We start from the raw sequence: 16,521 nt of genomic DNA, 5'->3' as shown, positions 1-16,521 counted from the left end.
CTGCTGCCGCGCCGCAGGCCGGCCCCTGACCGGTCCGGACCGGTCAGGGACCCCGCTCAGCCGGCCTTGCGGAAGGCCGCCGCCGCGGCCAGAAACAGATCGTTGGCCTCGGGCTCACCCACGGTCACCCGGCAGCCCTCGCCGGGGAACGGCCGGACCACCACCCCGGCCTCGTCGCAGGCCGCGGCGAAGTCCATGGTCGCCTCGTGCAGCCGCAGCCAGACGAAGTTGCCCTGGGGCTCGGGCACCGTCCAGCCCTGTCCGCGCAGCCCCGCCAGCACCCGGTCGCGCTCGGCGACCAGCGCGTCCACCCGGCGCAGCAGCTCCGCCTCGGCGCCCAGCGAGGCGATTGCCGCCTCCTGGGCCGGCTGTGTCACGCCGAACGGCAGCGCGGTCTTGCGCAGCGCCTCGGCCACCGGCTCGTGCGCCACGGCGAAGCCGACCCGCAGCCCGGCCAGCCCATAGGCCTTGGAGAAGGTGCGCAGCACGCACACATTGGGCCGGTCCCGGTACAGCTCCAGGCCGTCCGCGGCCTGCGGGTCGCGGACGAACTCCCGGTACGCCTCGTCCAGCACCACCAGCACCTCGGGCGGCACCCGGTCCAGGAAGCGCTCCAGCTCCGCCCGGCGCAGCAGATTGCCGGTCGGGTTGTTGGGATTGCAGACGAAGATCAGCCGGGTGCGCCCGGTGACCGCCGCGGCCATCGCCGCCAGGTCGTGTTCCTCGCCCGCGGTGAGCGGCACCCGCACCGAGGCCGCGCCGGAGATCTGGGTGAGAATCGGATACGCCTCGAAGGACCGCCAGGCGTAGATCACCTCGTCGCCGGGCCCGGCGGTGGCCTGGAGCAGCTGCTGGGCCACGCCCACCGAGCCGACACCGGTGGCGATATGGCTCTGCGGCACGCCGAACCGCCCGGCCAGCGCCGCGGTCAGCCCGGTGCAGAACATGTCCGGATAGCGGTTGAAGGACTCGGCCGCCCGGACCGCCTCGCCCAGAACCCCGGGCAGCGGCGGGTAGGGGTTCTCATTCGATGAGAGCTTGTATGTGACGGTGCCCGGCGCCGCCGGACGGCCCGGCCGGTAACCGGGAATGCCGTCCAGCGCCCGGCGCAGCCTCGGCATGACCGGGTTGCGGTCCTGGGAGGATGGCTGCTCCGGGGCCTCGGTCGCGGAGTGCGGGGTTGCCTGTTCGCTCATCCCGCACACTCTATGGGGAACCCCCCGCCGGGCGTATCCCCTGACCGAGGCGCACGTGCCGGTGTGAGCGCGGGTGGCGAAACCCCTGGCGCGCGTCACCCGAAAGGGTGAGTGCGCGGATGTTGAAATCGGGTCTCGGGCACGGTCTGACCAGGGGCGCGACAGCAACTTCCTTCCTCTGGGCGGGAGATGGCCTTGGCATTGACGGCAGGCGATCTCCACAGCGATGCAGAAAGGATTCTTCGGCTGGCTCGGCCGAAGCCCCCCGGGTCAGGCCGGCCCGGACCTACGATCAGGTCGCCATGACAGCAGCGAAGCATCAGGTGCGCAGGGCGGCCAGGGAACAGAGCGGCCGCAGACCGGGGGGCCGGGCCGGTATCCGGGACGTGGCCGCCGCCGCCGGTGTCTCGATCACCACGGTCTCCGACGCCCTCAACGGGAAAGGCCGGCTGCCCGACACCACCCGCCGCCATGTCCGCTCGGTCGCGGACCGGCTGGGATACCGTCCGTCCGCCGCCGCCCGCGCGCTGCGCACCGGCAAGTCAGGTCTGATCGGCCTCACCGTGACGACCTATGGTGAGGAACCGTTTACCTTCACCGAGTTCGCCTACTTCGCCGAAATGGCCCGCGCCGCCACCTCCGCCGCCCTGGCCCGCGGATATGCCCTGGTCATCCTGCCCGCCACCTCCCAGCACGACGTCTGGTCCAACGTGGCGCTGGACGGCACCGTGGTGGTCGACCCCTCCGACCAGGACCCGGTGGTCAGCGAGCTGGTCCGGCAGGGCATCCCGGTGGTCTCGGACGGCCGCCCGGCCGGCAATCTCCCGGTCACCGCCTGGGTGGACAACGACCACGAGGCCGCCGTCACCCATCTGCTGGACCACTTCGCCGCCTCCGGCGCCCGCCGCATCGGCCTGCTGACCGGCACCGGCACCGACACCTACACCCGGCTGTCCACCGCCGCCTATCTCGCCTGGTGCGCCCGGGTCGGCCAGGACCCGGTCTACGAGGCCTACCCGGCCCACGACCCGTGCGCCGGCGCGGTCGCCGCAGACCGCCTGCTGGCCCGCCCCGACCGCCCCGACGCGGTCTACGGTCTCTACGACCCCAACGGCACCGATCTGCTCGCCGCCGCCCGCCGCTACGGCCTGCGGGTGCCGGACGACCTGCTGGTGATCTGCTGCAGCGAGTCCACCGTCTACGCCACCACCGAGCCGCCGGTCACCACCCTGTCCCTGAAGCCCGGCCGGATCGGCACCACCGTGATCCAGTTGCTGATCGACGCCATCGAGGGCAGCCCCGAGTCCAGGTCCGCGCTGCTCTCCGCCACCGCCGCCACCACCGCGGCCGAGGGCGGCCGGGTGATGCCCACCGAGCTGATTGTCCGGGCCTCGTCCCAGCGGCGTTCACGCAGCGTCACAGTCAATCCGCCGCGCCGGCCGCAGGCCGCCGACCAGTAGTTTCCGGAGGGTGGTTTCCGGCACAATGGCCAGGCTCGGGCCGGACGCCGGCACCGGGGCACCGCCCGGACGGCACAGGGCCGTCCCGGGTGCCGCACTCCCGGGCATCCGATTCCTATGATGGGCGCTGGGCCCGGGGCGGTGGAGACCGGACCGGCTCCGGGGTGAGGCGGCGCGTACTGGTGGAGGGGTCGATGACTCAGGGGGCTGGTGACGGATTCGACCTGCGCACGCCAGGCGCACCGGACGGGGAGGAACCGGAACCCGAACCGGACCGGACGGAGCACGACGGTCCCGGCCCGCTCTATGTCGTCGGCGATGTGCACGGCTATCTGGAGGAGCTGCGCACCGCGCTGCGCGCCGCGGGCCTGACCGACGAAGAGGATCACTGGACGGGCGGAAATACCCGGCTGTGGTTCCTCGGCGATTTCGCCGACCGCGGTCCGGACGGCATCGGCGTGATCGACCTGGTGATGAATCTGTCCGCCGAGGCCGCCGCCTGCGGGGGCTACTGCAAGGCCCTGCTGGGCAATCACGAACTGCTGCTGCTCGGTGCCCAGCGGTTCGGCGACACCCCGGTGGACTCCGGTGCCGGCACGGCGACCTTCCATGCCGCCTGGATGCTCAATGGCGGCCGGCCCAGCGATATGGAACGCCTGGAGGAGCACCATCTCCAGTGGATGTCCCGGCTGGACGCCATGGCGGTCACCGACGGGCATCTGCTGGTGCACTCCGACACCACCGCCTATCTGGACTACGGCGACACCGTTGACGATGTCAATGACAGCATCAAAGAGGCATTGCAGCGTCATGATCCGGATGAAACCTGGGATCTGTTCCGCAAGTTCACCAAGCGTTTCGCCTTCCGGGACGAGGGCGGGGTGATGGCCGCGCGGGAGCTGCTGGAGGTGTTCGGCGGCGACCGGGTGGTGCACGGGCACAGTCCCATTCCCTATCTGACCGGCGAGGGAGCCGAGGCGGAGGGCAATGGCGCGCCCGGTGCCGACGGCACCCCGAACGTCACCGGCCCCTATGTTTATGCGGATGACCTGGCCGTGGCCATGGACGGCGGGGTGACCATGGCGGGTCGGCTGCTGGTCGTCAGGCTGCCGCTGGAGGCGGCTGCCGAGGGCCCGGCGGCGGCCGTGGCAGACTGAGCACTCCGTGGTGTTCCGGAGGTGTTCCGGGCCGCGCCGTTCCGGTAATTCCCTTCCCCGCGGTGATCGGATGCCGTCACGGGGTATGGAGATATTCCGGCACGCCTCTGCACAGGGTGCCGGGAGCGCTCTACGATCGATTCCTGCCCACCAGCCCGCCGCGCCCGACCGGCCGGGGTCCCCTCCACGGTCCGATCGGCACGTTCGGCACTGCGGAGCAATGGGGACGTGCACATGGACAGCGCGACATATCTGCTGCCTGAGGATCAGCCGGAGTTCGAGCGGATCCTCGACGAGGCGCTGCGCAGAGCCCGGAGCAATCCGCAATTCTCCCCGGCCGGCGACTCCTTCGACCCGGAACGGCTGCGGGCCATGGCGGTGGACGCGATCGGGCTGATCGCCCCGGCCGCCGAGGCGGAGTACCGGCGCCTGGTGCGCCAGCGCGAGCAGTTCGGGCGGCTGACGGAACGGAACCCGGCGGCGGCCGGCCGGTCCGCCGGGCCGGCGGACGGCGGGTCCCGGGCGGGGCTCGCGGCCATGGTGGCGGTGCTGATCCCGGTGCTGTCCGGGGTCGCGGCACTGGTCTTCCTGGTTTTCGGGCACGCCCTGCGGCTGGCCGATCCGGAACCGCCGGTGGCCGCCGGCATGCGCACCACGGGCTGGGTGTTCGCGGCGATGACGGGCGCGGGCGTACTGGCCGCCGCGGTGGTGGTGTTCGGCACCGCGCTGCGCAACGGCGCCACCGCCGATCCGGCGGCCGGCCGGGCGGCGGACGCCGTCGCGCGGGCCGCGGCCGAGCTCGACCAGGCCCGCGCCGAGTGGCGGCGGGCGCTGCTGGAGCGCGGCATCAATCCGTTTCTGCGCGATGCGGTGGCCGCCGCCGGCCGCGGCGCGGGCCGGCCGGACGTGCCGCCCCGGGAGAGCCGCACCCCGCGGCTGAGTTTCACCAGTCCCAGCTTCACCAGCCCGGCCGAGGGCCGGGAGCCGCCGTCGGACGGGCCGCATGGCGAGGGCGCGGGCTACACCCATCCGCACTACAGCAGCCCCCGCTTCTCCAGCCCCGCCGAATCCGATGAGAACCGCGCCGACCGCGCCGACCGCGCCGACCGCTGAGTCGCGGGCGTGGGTCCCCGCGCCCAGCGGCGCGGCGCGGGGACGGGCGGGCGGAGCTCAGTCCAGCAGGGTCTCCACAACCGCGGCCACGCCGTCGTCCTGGTTGCTGGCGGTGTGCAGTTCGGTGGCGGCCAGTACCTCCGGGTGGGCGTTGGCCATGGCGTAGGAGGTGCCGGCCCAGGCCAGCATCTCCAGGTCGTTCGGCATGTCGCCGAAGGCGATGACCTCCTCGCGGCGGATGCCGATGCGGGCGCAGTGGCGGGCCAGGGTGGTGGCCTTGCTGACCCCGCTGCGGCTCACCTCCAGCAGCGCGCTGGGGCTGGAGCGGGTGATCTGGCCGTGTCCGCCGGCGGTGCGGCGGGCCAGCGCCAGGAAGTCGTCTGGGTCCAGTTCCCGGTGGTGGGCCAGGAGTTTGACGACCGGTCCGTGGCCGGGCGCCGGTGCCGAGGCCAGCAGGGGGTCGACGGGCCCGGTGGTGGCGGTCGGGTCGCCCGGGAAGAACGGCGGATAGTCGGGGTCGTAGTGGATGCCGTGGGTGCTCTCCACGGCGAAGGACACGCCGGGAGCGGCCGTGCGCAGCGCGTGCACCATGGCCAGGGCGTCGGCGCGGTCCAGCGGGTGGACGTCCATCAGCCGCTGCCGGCCGTGCCGCAGATCGACCACGGTGGCGCCGTTGGCACAGATGGCGACCGGGCTGCCGGGCAGGCGGCGGATCAGCTCGCCGACCACCGTCATCCAGCGGGCCGGCCTGCCGGTCACCATCAGGCAGTGGATGCCGGCCCGGGCGGCGGCGAGTAAGGCGCTGATGGTGCGCCCGGATACGGTCTTGTCGTGCCGCAGCAACGTTCCGTCAAGGTCGGTGGCGATCAGCCGGGGACGCGGACGCGGCAGCGGGCGGTCGGGCGGGGAGCCGACGGGCAGTGCGTCGGGGGAGCCGCTGTCGGGAAGGGAGTCGGGGCGGGCGTCGGCGAGGATGCCGGGATATGTGGGAGTCACAGCCATAATCTTGGCGCATATGCCAGCACACATGGGCGCACTTCCGCCCGAATGAGCCGGGTGAGGCGAATGGTTCGTTGGGAAGACGTGACCCGCCAGCATACCCGAAGGGCCTAGGCTGCGGTGGTATGTCTGCCGTGTTGCCCACGCCGCCGGAGCCCTCGTCGCCCGCCGCCGAACCGCTGCGGCTGTCGACCGTCATCCTGCCGGTCCACCGATGGCCGACGGAAGGGCGCCGGCACTGGCGGCGGGCCGAGGAACTCGGGTTCCACACCGCCTACACCTATGACCACCTCTCCTGGCGCAGCTTCCGCAACGGTCCCTGGTACGGCGCCATCCCCACCCTGACCGCCGCCGCCACCGCCACCACCCGGCTGCGCCTGGGCACCCTGGTCACCTCCCCCAACTTCCGCCACCCGGTCACCCTGGCCAAGGAACTCATCACCCTGGACGACGTCTCCGAGGGCCGGGTCACCGTGGGCATCGGCTCCGGCGGCACCGGCTTCGACGCCACCGCGCTCGGCCAGGACACCTGGACCCCGCGCGAACGCGCCGACCGCTTCGCCGAGTTCGTCCGGCTGCTGGACCGGCTGCTGAGCGAGGGCGGCCCCGGCGGGGTCTCCTACACCGGTGACTACTACTCCGCGCACGAGGTGCGCAACGTACCCGGCTGCGTGCAGCGGCCCCGGCTGCCGTTCGCCGTGGCCGCCACCGGCCCGCGCGGCATGCGGCTGGCCGCCCGCCACGGCCAGGCCTGGGTCACCACCGGCGATCCGGCCGCCGCCGACGCCGGTCCGCGGGCCGCGCTGCGCGCCCTGGCCCGTCAGGTGGACCAGCTCTCCGCGATCTGCGAGGAGGCCGGCCGGGAGCCCGCCGCCCTGGGCAAGATCCTGCTCACCGGCTTCACCCCGCACCGCCCGCTGGAATCGGTGGACGCCTTTGTCGAGCTGGCCGGCGGCGCGCTGGCGGCCGGGTTCACCGAGCTGGTGGTGCACTGGCCGGTGCCGGATTCGCTCTTCGCCGGCGACCAGAAGGTTTTCGAACGCATTGTGAGCGACGGTCTGCCCCAGCTCATCTCCTGAGCGTCCCCGGGCGTCCCCGGGCGCGTCCCCCAGGGATCCTCCCGGGTGCCGGGCCGTCTTCCGGCCGACAGCCCTTACGGGCGGCTCATCCCTGGGAAGGACAGCTTCCGGGACTCCGGTCTGACGTGTCCCGCACCACAGGGCGATAGCGTCTTGGGCGTGACAGTGATCGCTACCGACGGCCTCACCAAGCGGTACCCCTCGGTGACCGCCCTGGACGGGCTGACCGTGGACATCGGCCCGGGCGTCACCGGCCTGGTGGGCGCCAACGGGGCCGGAAAATCAACCCTGATCAAGATCCTGCTCGGGCTGGCCCCGGCCACCGAGGGCCGCGCCAGTGTGCTGGGCAGGAACAGCGCGCTGGACGGCGCGGCCATCCGCGAGCAGGTGGGCTACATGCCCGAGCACGACTGCCTGCCGCCCGACATCTCGGCCACCGAGTTTGTCGTCCATATGGCACGCATGTCCGGCCTGCCGCGCACCGCGGCCCGCGAACGGACCGCCGACACGCTGCGCCACGTCGGTCTCTACGAGGAGCGCTACCGCCCCATCGGCGGCTACTCGACCGGCATGAAGCAGCGGGTCAAGCTGGCCCAGGCGCTGGTGCACGACCCCAAGCTGGTGCTGCTGGACGAGCCGACCAACGGCCTCGATCCGGCCGGGCGGGACGAGATGCTCGGCCTGATCCGCCGGGTGTGGACGGACTTCGGCATCTCCGTGCTGGTCACCTCGCATCTGCTGGGCGAACTGGAACGCACCGGCGACCACATCGTGGTGATCGACGGCGGCCGGCTGCTGCGCAGCGAGTCCATCGCCGGCTTCACCCAGACCACCAGCACGCTGCTGATCGAGGTCACCGACACCGACGCGCACCCGGACGGGGCGGGCGCGCTGCGCACCGCGCTGGCCGCGGCCGGGCTGGCCGTGGAGCCCGGCGAGGGCCGCAATGTGCATGTCGACCCGGGCGAGGACCAGGCGGCGTACGACACGATCCGCGACACCGTCGCCGAGCTCGGCCTCGGGCTGGTGCGGATGGAACAGCACCGGCACCGCATCGCCGAGGTCTTCCAGGACCGCGAGCCGGCCGCCGTCGGATCCGGGTCCGCCCCGGCAGAAGGGAGCACCGGCCATGCAGTCTGACCTCGGGACCGGCAAGGCGGGAGCGGCCCGCGCGGACCGGGCACCGGGCGGGGCTCCGGAGCGGGCCCAGGCGCCCGACGCCCGGATCATGGACATCGGCTACCGCGCCTACGGCGGGGAACGGCTCGGCCGCTCCTATGCCCGCCGCTCCCTGTTCGAGCACTCGCTGCGCGGCGCCTACGGCCTGGGCCGCTCCGCCCGCTCCAAGGTGCTGCCGTTTCTCTTCTTCGCCATCGTGGCCACCCCCGCGCTGGTGATGGTGGCCGTGTCGGTGACCGTCGGGATCGACGAACTCCCCATCGACTACGCCCGCTACGCGGTCTGGATGCAGCCGGTGATCGGTCTCTTCCTGGCCCTGGCCGCGCCGCACATGGTCTCCCTGGACCTGCGCTTCCGCACCGTGCCGCTGTACTTCTCCCGCCCCATCGAGCGGCTGGACTATGTGGCGGCCAAGCTGACGGCGCTGACCACCGCGCTGATCATCTTCACCGGGGCTCCGGTGCTGATCCTCTACATCGGCGCGCTGCTGGCCAAGATGCCCTTCGGTGAGCAGACCCGGGGCCTGGCCGAAGGGCTGGCGATGACCGTCGTCTTCGCCGCGCTGCACGCCGCCATCGCCCTGCTGGTGGCCTCCTTCACCCCGCGCCGCGGCTTCGGCGTGGCCGCCGTGATCGCCGTGCTCACCGTCCCCTACTTCGCGGCCACCGCGGTGCAGTTCGTCGCCTACGACCAGGGCAACGACGATCTGGCGATGGCGCTGGGCCTGTTCTCGCCGGGCACCCTGATCGACGGCCTCCAGGGCCTGCTGTTCACCGACGAGACGGACTTCCCCGGCAACCTTGCCCCGGACGGCGCGATCGCCGCCGCCTATCCCCTGGTCATCGTGGGCCTCACCGCGCTGTGCTGCGCCCTGCTGCTGCGCCGCTACCGGAAGGCGGGAATCTGACCGTGTCCCTGATCCAGATCAAGAGCGCTTCCCGCTGGTTCGGCAATGTGGTGGCCGTCAACGACGTCAGCCTGGACATCGGGCCCGGCATCACGGGGCTGCTCGGTCCCAACGGTGCCGGGAAATCCACCCTGATCCATATGATGAGCGGCTTCCTGGCCCCGTCCTCGGGCGAGGTCACCCTGAACGGCGGGGTCATCTGGCAGAACGAGGCGGCCTACCGCGAGATCGGGCTCGTCCCCGAGCGCGAGGGCATGTACGACTACCTGACCGGCAGTGAGTTTGTGCTGGCCAACGCCGAACTGCACGGCCTGGCCGAGCCGGGCGCGGCGGCCCGCGCCGCCCTGGAGACCGTGGAGATGACCGCGGCGGCCGACCGCCGCATCGCCACCTACAGCAAGGGCATGCGGCAGCGCGTCAAGATGGCCTCCGCGCTGGTGCACCACCCGTCCGTGCTGCTGCTGGACGAGCCGTTCAACGGCATGGACCCGCGCCAGCGCATGCATCTGATGGATCTGCTGCGGAAGATGGGCGCCCAGGGCCGGACGGTGCTGTTCTCCTCGCACATCCTGGAGGAGGTCGAGCAGCTCGCCTCGCACATCGAGGTGATCGTGGCCGGCCGGCATGCCGCCTCCGGCGACTTCCGCAAGATCCGGCGGCTGATGACCGACCGTCCGCACCAGTACCTGATCCGCTCCAGCGACGACCGGGCGCTGGCCGCCGCGCTGATCGCGGACGCCTCGACCAGCGGCATCGAGATCGACCGGAGCGAGGGCGCGCTGCGCGTCCAGGCGGTCGACTTCCACCGCTTCGCCGAGCAGCTGCCGCGGCTGGCCAGGCAGCACTCCATCCGGCTGCTGGCCGTCTCGCCCTCGGACGAGTCGCTGGAGAGCGTCTTCTCCTACCTGGTCAGCGCCTGACGCCGTCCGCACTCCGCCTGCCTCTGCCTTCCAAGGAGCCAGACCGCATGTCCTCCACCTCCACCTCCCCGGCGCCGGCGCCGGTGCCGCCCGCCCCGGCGCGGGCGCCGCGCGGGCCGGCCGTGTACCACCCCACCGTGGGGCGTCTCACCCTGCGCGCGCTGCTCGGCCGGCGCCGGGCCCTGATCCTGATGGCGCTGCCCGCGCTGCTGCTGCTGATCTCCGTGCTGATCCGCACCCAGACCGGGGCGGACGACCGGGCCGCCGCCGAGATCCTGGGCGGCTTCGCGCTGGCCGCCATGGTGCCGCTGATCGGGGTGGTCGCCGGCACCGGTGCCATCGGCCCGGAGATCGACGACGGCTCGGTGGTCTATCTGCTGTCCAAGCCGGTCAAGCGGCATGTGATCATCACCACCAAACTGCTGGTGGCGGTCGGCGTCACCATGCTGTTCACCGCCCTGCCCACGCTGGTCGCCGGGGTGATCCTGGGGGGCAACAGCCAGCGCATCGCGGTGGCCTATGCCGCGGCGGCGGCGGTGGCGTCCATCGCCTACAGCGCGGTCTTTCTGCTGATGGGCACGGTCTCCCGGAACGCGGTGGTGCTGGGCCTGGTCTACGCGCTGGTGTGGGAGGCCCTGTTCGGTTCCCTGGTGCCGGGCGCCCGGGCGCTCTCCATCCAGCAGTGGGGGCTGTCCATCGCGGAACGGATCGCCGCGCCGGGGGCGGGCATCGAGTCGGAGGTCGGCCTGGCCGCCGGGATCATTCTGCTGACCGTGGCCACGGTGGGCGCCACCTGGTACGCGGGGCGGCGGCTGCGCGCCCTGACCCTGGCGGGGGAGGCGTAGTCTGACCGGACCGCTCGACGGCGGACCGCACCCTTGACGCCGCGGGCGGGTTGCTGACATTTTGTCAGCACCGCAGTTCCTACCCGCGGGTAACCGGGTGTGGCCCGGACAATCGAGAACGGGACGGTGGACCACGGTGGACATGGCCCAGCAGGCGCCGGCCGAGCACCACATCCGCACCGGGGACGGCCTCACCCTGTGCGCCGCCGAGTACGGAACCGCCGCCGCCGACCGCCCCACCGTCGTTCTGCTGCACGGCTATCCGGACACCAAGGAGGTCTGGGACGCGGTGGCGCGCCGCCTGGCCCCGCGCTTCCACGTCATCGCCTACGACGTACGCGGACACGGCCGCTCCCGGGCCCCGCGCCCGCTGCGCGGCGGCTTCACCCTGGAGAAGCTGACCGAGGACTTCCTGGCCGTGACCGACGCCCTGGCCCCCGGCCGGGCGGTGCATCTGGTCGGCCACGACTGGGGCTCGGTGCAGGGCTGGGAATTCACCACCGCGGCCCGCACCCACGGCCGGATCGCCGGCTTCACCTCGCTCTCCGGGCCCTGCCTGGACCACCTCGGCAGGTGGCTCAGGCGCCGCGCCCTGCACCCCACCCCGCGCAATCTCGCCCAGCTTCTCGCCCAGGGCGCGCGCTCCTGGTACATCGGCCTGTTCCAGCTTCCGCTGCTGCCCGAACTGGCCTGGCGGGGCCCGGTCGGCGCGGTCTTCCCCGCGCTGCTGCGCCGGATGGAGCACCTGCCCGCGGACGGCTACCCCACCGGCTCGCTGCGCCGCGACGCCGCGCACGGGCTGTGGCTCTACCGCGACAATGTGCGCCCCCGGCTGCGCGACCCCCGGCCGGCCACCCGTGCGCACGCGCCGGTGCAGGTGATCCAGCCCACCGACGACCCCTATGTCTCGCCCCGGCTGCACGAAGGGCTGGAGGAGTGGGTGCCCCGGCTGGTGCGCCGTTCCGTGCCGGGCGGGCACTGGGCGCCGCGCAGCCGTCCGGAGCGGATCGCCCGGCTGGTGGCCGGCTTCGCCGACGAGATCGAGGCCGAGAACAAGGCCGAGGCCGAGAGCAAGGCCGAGAACAAGGCCCGGACCGTCGCCGCGGCGCCCGCCCGCCGGGCCGGCAACCGCTGGACGGAACGGCTCGGCGGGCAACTGGTGCTGGTCACGGGCGCGGCCGGCGGCATCGGCCGGGCCACCGCACATGCCTTTGCCCGGGCCGGCGCCCGGGTGATCGCGGTGGACCGGGACGGCGAGGGCGCCGCCCGCACCGCGGCGGCGGCCCGGCGGCTGGGCGCACCCGACGCCTGGGCACACCCGGTGGACGTCGGTGACGAGGCCGCGATGGAGAAGCTGGCGGCCGAGGTCGCGGAGCGGCACGGTGCGCCGGACATCCTCGTCAACAACGCGGGCGTCGGGCTGGCCGGCCCGTTCCTGGCCACCACGGCCGAGGAGTGGCGGCGGGTGCTGGACGTCAATCTGTGGGGCGTCATCCACGGCTGCCGGCTGTTCGGCCGCCAGATGGCGGAGCGGGGCGAGGGCGGCCATATCGTCAATGTGGCCTCGCTCGCCGCCTACCAGCCCTCCCGTTCCACTCCGGCGTACTCCACCTCCAAGGCCGGGGTGCTGATGCTGAGCGAGTGCCTGCGGGGGGAGCTGGCCGAGCACGGCATCGGGGTGAGCGCCGTCTGCCCGGGCATCGTGCGCACCGGCATCACCCGCACCACCCGCTTCGCCGGGACGGACGAGGCGGAGGAGGCCCGCCGCCGGGAGGAGGTCTCCCGGCTGTACGAGCGGCGCAACTACCCGCCGGAGAAGGTGGCCACCGCCATTCTGCGGGCGGTGCTCGACAACGCGGCGGTGGTGCCGGTGACGACGGAGGCGCGGGTGCTGCGCGTGCTGGGCCGCGTCTCGCCGCGCGCCCGCCGCGCCCTGGCCCGCATCAAGCCGGGCTCCTGACCGCTGGCGCCGGGCGGCCCGAAACCCACTGGCGGACAACCGAGTTGTCCACAGCGCTCATCCACAGGCGGTCTCGCTTTGTGGATAAATCCCCGAAAGGTTCAACCCCCGGGCGCCCCATCACCCCCACACCCCCCCGGCCGGACGCACAGCGCCGCAGCGGCCTCCGTCCCGCCCGCGTGCCTCGCCGGAGGCGGGACGGCGGGCGGCACGGCCGGCGGGCAACCGGTTCAGCTCTCTCGCAGCGCCTGCCGGCGTAGGGTCTGCTCGATCCGGCCGACCCGGTGGTCGAGCCGCCGGACGTCCGCACCGAGCCGGTGCACCCGGTCGGCCAGTGCCGCGAGCACCCGGTTGGTGGCGTCCACCCGGCGCTCCACGCGGTCCAGCCGGTCCATGATCCGGTTGAGCAGCGGCCCCAGCTCCTGCAACACGGCGCCGACCTCGGCCACCCGGGCCTCCACCCGGCACAGCCGCGCGTCCAGCGCGGCGAACTCCTCCGCCGACGGCCCCTGGTGCTGCCCGCGGAAGGACTCCTCGGCATCCAGCAGATGGCTCCGCACCCGCCGGGCGATGTCGCTGTCCCGCAGCAGCATCGCCACGTTGAGCACGGTCCGCCGGGTGAAGAGCCTCACCTTGCCCTGGGTCTGTGGAAAAGTGAGCGAGCGCTCAGCGGAGCGGATGGTCAGATTGACCGTTCTCAAAGCAGCCAGGTCAGAGCCCTGAACACTGACCATGCCGTTCAGTGAGAGCTCCTCTCGATGGCGCCGCACGACACTGTGCACGGCCTCCTTGTGGATTTCGAAGTACGCGGCGACGCCCTCGGTGGTGAGGTGGATGCCGTCCGGGAGGAGGGTGAGGGCCTTGACCTTGTCGAGGACTTCGACGCGGTCCATGACGCTCTCCCGCAGGGTGCGGGATTCGGTCAGGGCGATTTCGTGGGGCATGGCGATGCCTCCTGGTGCTGGTGCGGAACGAGGGAGGCGGAGCCGCTTGTGCGGTCGGGAGCAGCGAGGGCTCCGGCAGGCCCATCCGCAGCTCACTGCCGTACGCGGTTCACCAGCGCCAAAGGGGAAGCTCTCGTCGCAAAGCGCGCATCGGCGCGTCTCCGCGGATATACCGGAGAACGAGGCGAAAAGCGTACGGTTACCCGAGTTGGGTGATAAGGCGTTCGAGGACCAGGGCGATGCCGTCGGAATTGTGATCGGCGGTGGTCTCGTCGGCGGCGGCCAGCACGTCCTCGTGGGCGTTGCCCATGGCGACGCTGTGTGCGGCCCAGGCGAACATCGGCAGATCGTTGGGCATGTCGCCGAAGGCGATGGCGTCCTCGCCGCGTACCCCCAGACGGCGGGCGGCCACCGACAGGCCGGTGGCCTTGGTCAGCCCGAGCGGCAGCAGCTCGACCGTCGCCGGGCCGGCCATGACCACCCCGACCGAGCCGTCGACCAGCCGGGCGGCCGCCGCGGTGAGCTCGTCGTCGCTCAGCGCGGGATGGCGGATGTAGAGCTTGAGCAGCGGCTCGGCCCACAGCTCCGCGCGGTCGGTGAAGGCGATCGCCTTCAGCGGGCTGGTGTCGTCCGGGGCCGGGACGCGGAAACCGGCGGGATCGACGATGACATCGCCCTCCAGGCCGTCCCGGCCGGCCGCCACCCACAGCCGGCCCAGCTCGGCCTCCAGGGTTTCCACAGCCCGCCGGGCCACCGCCCGGTCCAGGGTGACCGAGGTCAGCAGCCGGTGCTCGCCCGCGTGGTACACCTGACCGCCCTGCCCGCACACCGCGAGCCCTTCGTAGCCCAGGTCGTCCAGCACATGGCGGGTCCAGCCCACGCCCCGCCCGGTGACCACGATGTGCGCGGCGCCCGCCTCCCGCGCCGCGGCCAGCGCCTTGCGGGTGCGCGGGGAGACCGTGCCGTCGGAGCGCAGCAGCGTGCCGTCCAGATCGGTGGCGACCAGGCGATAGGGAAACCCGGACGGCGGCAGGGCCCGCCCGGTTATGCCGACGGCGCTCATTTCCGGACGGGTTCGAGGAGTTCACGCCCGCCGAGGTGGGGACGCAGCAGCTCGGGGACGCGGACCGAACCGTCCGCCTGCTGGTGGTTCTCCAGCAGGGCGACGATGGTCCGCGGCACCGCGCAGAGCGTGCCGTTGAGCGTGGCCAGCGGCCTGGTCCGGCCGTCCGTGCCGCGCATCCGGATGGACAGCCGGCGGGCCTGGAACTCCGTGCAGTTGGAGGCGGAGGTCAGCTCCCGGTACTTGCCCTGGGTGGGGATCCATGCCTCGCAGTCGTACTTCCGGGAGGCGGAGGCGCCCAGATCGCCGGTGGCCACGTCGATCACCCGGAACGGCAGCTCCAGGCCGGTCAGCCACTGCTTCTCCCACTCCAGCAGCCGGGCGTGCTCCGCCTCGGCCTCCTCCGGGGCGACGTAGCAGAACATCTCCACCTTGTCGAACTGGTGGACCCGGAAGATGCCGCGGGTGTCCTTGCCGTAGGAGCCGGCCTCGCGGCGGAAGCAGGGCGAGAATCCGGCGTAGCGCAGCGGCAGCCGGCCGGCCTCGATGATCTCGTCCATGTGGTATCCGGCCAGCGGCACCTCGGAGGTGCCGACCAGATAGAGATCGTCCCGTTCGAGCTGGTAGACATCGGCCGCGGCCTGGCCGAGGAAGCCGGTGCCCTCCATGGCCTGCGGCTTGACCAGGGCCGGGGTCAGCATGGGGGTGAATCCGGCCGCCGTGGCCTGCGCGATGGCGGCGTTGACCAGGGCCAGCTCCAGCAGGGCGCCGATGCCGGTGAGGAAGTAGAAGCGGGCGCCGGAGACCTTGGCGCCCCGCTCGGTGTCGATGGCGCCCAGCATCTGGCCGAGCTCCAGATGGTCCCTGGGGGCGAAGCCCTCGGCCGCGAAGTCACGGATGGTGCCGTGCGTCTGCAGCAGGGCGAAGTCCTCCTCGCCGCCGACCGGGACGTCCCGGTGCACCAGATTGCCCAGGCCGCGCAGCAGCTCCTGGGTCTCGGCGGCGGCGGCGTTCTGCTCCGCGTCGGCGGCCTTGACCGCGGCGGACAGTTCGCCCGCCTGCTTCAGCAGCTCCGCCTTCTCCTCGCCCGAGGCGCGGGAGACGAGCTTGCCGAGCTGCTTCTGTTCGGCGCGCAGCTCGTCGAAGCGGGCGGCGGACGACCGCCGGCGCTCGTCGGCGGAGAGCAGCGCGTCCACCAGGCCGGCGTCCTCGCCACGGGCGCGCTGGGAGGCGCGGACTCGGTCGGGGTCCTCACGGAGCAGGCGAAGGTCAATCACGGGCACCAGGCTACCGCCCGCGGCCGGGCGCTCACGAGCCGATTGTCCGGACAGCGCCGGGAGCGGTGCGCCTCGCGTCCACCGCGGAATCCACAGAGTTATCCACAGGGTGCGGAGGTGCCCTGTGGACAGCCTGTGGATAGCGCAGAACCCCGGGTCAGCGGCCTGACGCGGGGGCCGGACAGTGGCCGATACGGCTTTGGTCGCGGCGGCAACGATTTGTTTTGGCGGGAATTGCCCGAATCAAAGCAGATGATCAAGTGAATTGGGGCGACAGAACAGGATGCGTCACTCCGTGGGCGCCTCTCAGCGTTCTGTTGTTATTTACGAGTAATGCCCGATTTGATCTTCCGGGTTATTCACAGGCCGTCAGACGACCTGTGGATAACCGCACACCCCTGTGGAGAACCGGAAACGGGGCG

The 16,521-nt window shown here is 72.4% G+C and carries 14 protein-coding genes; 9 read left to right on the top strand and 5 right to left on the bottom strand.

Features of this window, described 5'->3' with window-relative positions:
- Nucleotides 1–56: 56 nt before the first annotated feature.
- Complete coding sequence (hisC, locus tag BM242_RS19515; RefSeq protein ID WP_093840276.1) at nucleotides 57–1,121, bottom strand: histidinol-phosphate transaminase; 1,065 nt, start codon at nucleotides 1,119–1,121, stop codon at nucleotides 57–59.
- 377 nt (nucleotides 1,122–1,498) lie between these two features.
- On the opposite strand from hisC, the gene BM242_RS19510 reads away from it, so the two are divergent.
- The 3 genes from BM242_RS19510 (at nucleotide 1,499) to BM242_RS19500 (ending at nucleotide 4,926) form a co-directional block, all read left to right on the top strand.
- Entirely contained in the window at nucleotides 1,499–2,656 is a 1,158-nt protein-coding gene (locus BM242_RS19510) for a LacI family DNA-binding transcriptional regulator (RefSeq protein WP_093840163.1), read from the top strand.
- A 194-nt stretch (nucleotides 2,657–2,850) separates the two neighbouring features.
- Nucleotides 2,851–3,813, top strand: a complete 963-nt coding sequence (locus BM242_RS19505) for a metallophosphoesterase (RefSeq protein WP_093840162.1) — start codon at nucleotides 2,851–2,853, stop codon at nucleotides 3,811–3,813.
- 234 nt (nucleotides 3,814–4,047) lie between these two features.
- The gene (locus BM242_RS19500; RefSeq protein ID WP_093840161.1) at nucleotides 4,048–4,926 is read left to right on the top strand and encodes a hypothetical protein; all 879 of its coding nucleotides are present in this window, start codon (nucleotides 4,048–4,050) and stop codon (nucleotides 4,924–4,926) included.
- A gap of 57 nt (nucleotides 4,927–4,983) precedes the next feature.
- On the opposite strand, the gene BM242_RS19495 is transcribed toward BM242_RS19500, so the two are convergent.
- Complete coding sequence (locus BM242_RS19495; RefSeq protein ID WP_093840160.1) at nucleotides 4,984–5,928, bottom strand: HAD hydrolase family protein; 945 nt, start codon at nucleotides 5,926–5,928, stop codon at nucleotides 4,984–4,986.
- 122 nt (nucleotides 5,929–6,050) lie between these two features.
- Here BM242_RS19495 and BM242_RS19490 point away from each other — a divergent pair, with 122 nt between their 5' ends.
- The 6 genes from BM242_RS19490 (at nucleotide 6,051) to BM242_RS19465 (ending at nucleotide 12,815) form a co-directional block, all read left to right on the top strand.
- Nucleotides 6,051–7,004 carry an LLM class flavin-dependent oxidoreductase gene (locus BM242_RS19490; RefSeq protein WP_093840159.1) on the top strand — a complete coding sequence of 318 codons (954 nt, stop codon included), beginning with the start codon at nucleotides 6,051–6,053 and terminating at the stop codon, nucleotides 7,002–7,004.
- Between the two features lie 159 nt (nucleotides 7,005–7,163).
- A complete protein-coding gene (locus BM242_RS19485; protein ID WP_093840158.1) occupies nucleotides 7,164–8,144 on the top strand; it encodes an ABC transporter ATP-binding protein in 981 nt (326 codons plus the stop codon).
- A gap of 88 nt (nucleotides 8,145–8,232) precedes the next feature.
- Complete coding sequence (locus tag BM242_RS19480; protein ID WP_245834298.1) at nucleotides 8,233–9,090, top strand: ABC transporter permease subunit; 858 nt, start codon at nucleotides 8,233–8,235, stop codon at nucleotides 9,088–9,090.
- A 2-nt stretch (nucleotides 9,091–9,092) separates the two neighbouring features.
- Complete coding sequence (locus tag BM242_RS19475) at nucleotides 9,093–10,010, top strand: ABC transporter ATP-binding protein (protein WP_093840156.1); 918 nt, start codon at nucleotides 9,093–9,095, stop codon at nucleotides 10,008–10,010.
- Between the two features lie 122 nt (nucleotides 10,011–10,132).
- Nucleotides 10,133–10,855, top strand: coding sequence for an ABC transporter permease subunit (locus tag BM242_RS19470; protein WP_093840275.1), 723 nt, complete (start codon nucleotides 10,133–10,135; stop codon nucleotides 10,853–10,855).
- 142 nt (nucleotides 10,856–10,997) lie between these two features.
- Nucleotides 10,998–12,815 carry an SDR family oxidoreductase gene (locus BM242_RS19465; RefSeq protein WP_093840274.1) on the top strand — a complete coding sequence of 606 codons (1,818 nt, stop codon included), beginning with the start codon at nucleotides 10,998–11,000 and terminating at the stop codon, nucleotides 12,813–12,815.
- A gap of 230 nt (nucleotides 12,816–13,045) precedes the next feature.
- On the opposite strand, the gene BM242_RS19460 is transcribed toward BM242_RS19465, so the two are convergent.
- The 3 genes from BM242_RS19460 to serS form a co-directional block, all read right to left on the bottom strand.
- Entirely contained in the window at nucleotides 13,046–13,759 is a 714-nt protein-coding gene (locus tag BM242_RS19460; RefSeq protein ID WP_093840155.1) for a hypothetical protein, read from the bottom strand.
- A gap of 199 nt (nucleotides 13,760–13,958) precedes the next feature.
- Nucleotides 13,959–14,822 carry an HAD family hydrolase gene (locus BM242_RS19455; RefSeq protein ID WP_093840154.1) on the bottom strand — a complete coding sequence of 288 codons (864 nt, stop codon included), beginning with the start codon at nucleotides 14,820–14,822 and terminating at the stop codon, nucleotides 13,959–13,961.
- Nucleotides 14,819–16,099, bottom strand: coding sequence for a serine--tRNA ligase (gene serS, locus BM242_RS19450; protein WP_093840273.1), 1,281 nt, complete (start codon nucleotides 16,097–16,099; stop codon nucleotides 14,819–14,821). Before serS ends, BM242_RS19455 begins: the two co-directional genes overlap by 4 nt.
- Between the last annotated feature and the right edge of the window lie 422 nt (nucleotides 16,100–16,521).

It is taken from the genome of Streptomyces aidingensis, assembly GCF_900112355.1.
GTDB classification, from domain to species: Bacteria; Actinomycetota; Actinomycetes; order Streptomycetales; family Streptomycetaceae; genus Streptomyces; species Streptomyces aidingensis.
The sequence above is the reverse complement of the archived record's forward strand: the minus strand, read 5'-3'. Positions and strand labels throughout refer to the sequence as shown.

What these genes read in the sequence shown, in the direction of transcription:
- BM242_RS19455 (WP_093840154.1), bottom strand. Translation starts at nt 14,822, where the DNA reads ATGAGCGCCGTCGGCATAACCGGGCGGGCCCTGCCGCCGTCCGGGTTT.
- BM242_RS19500 (WP_093840161.1), top strand. Translation starts at nt 4,048, where the DNA reads ATGGACAGCGCGACATATCTGCTGCCTGAGGATCAGCCGGAGTTCGAG.
- BM242_RS19465 (WP_093840274.1), top strand. Translation starts at nt 10,998, where the DNA reads ATGGCCCAGCAGGCGCCGGCCGAGCACCACATCCGCACCGGGGACGGC.
- BM242_RS19505 (WP_093840162.1), top strand. Translation starts at nt 2,851, where the DNA reads ATGACTCAGGGGGCTGGTGACGGATTCGACCTGCGCACGCCAGGCGCA.
- BM242_RS19490 (WP_093840159.1), top strand. Translation starts at nt 6,051, where the DNA reads ATGTCTGCCGTGTTGCCCACGCCGCCGGAGCCCTCGTCGCCCGCCGCC.
- BM242_RS19510 (WP_093840163.1), top strand. Translation starts at nt 1,499, where the DNA reads ATGACAGCAGCGAAGCATCAGGTGCGCAGGGCGGCCAGGGAACAGAGC.
- BM242_RS19480 (WP_245834298.1), top strand. Translation starts at nt 8,233, where the DNA reads ATGGACATCGGCTACCGCGCCTACGGCGGGGAACGGCTCGGCCGCTCC.
- BM242_RS19460 (WP_093840155.1), bottom strand. Translation starts at nt 13,759, where the DNA reads ATGCCCCACGAAATCGCCCTGACCGAATCCCGCACCCTGCGGGAGAGC.
- hisC (WP_093840276.1), bottom strand. Translation starts at nt 1,121, where the DNA reads ATGCCGAGGCTGCGCCGGGCGCTGGACGGCATTCCCGGTTACCGGCCG.
- BM242_RS19495 (WP_093840160.1), bottom strand. Translation starts at nt 5,928, where the DNA reads ATGGCTGTGACTCCCACATATCCCGGCATCCTCGCCGACGCCCGCCCC.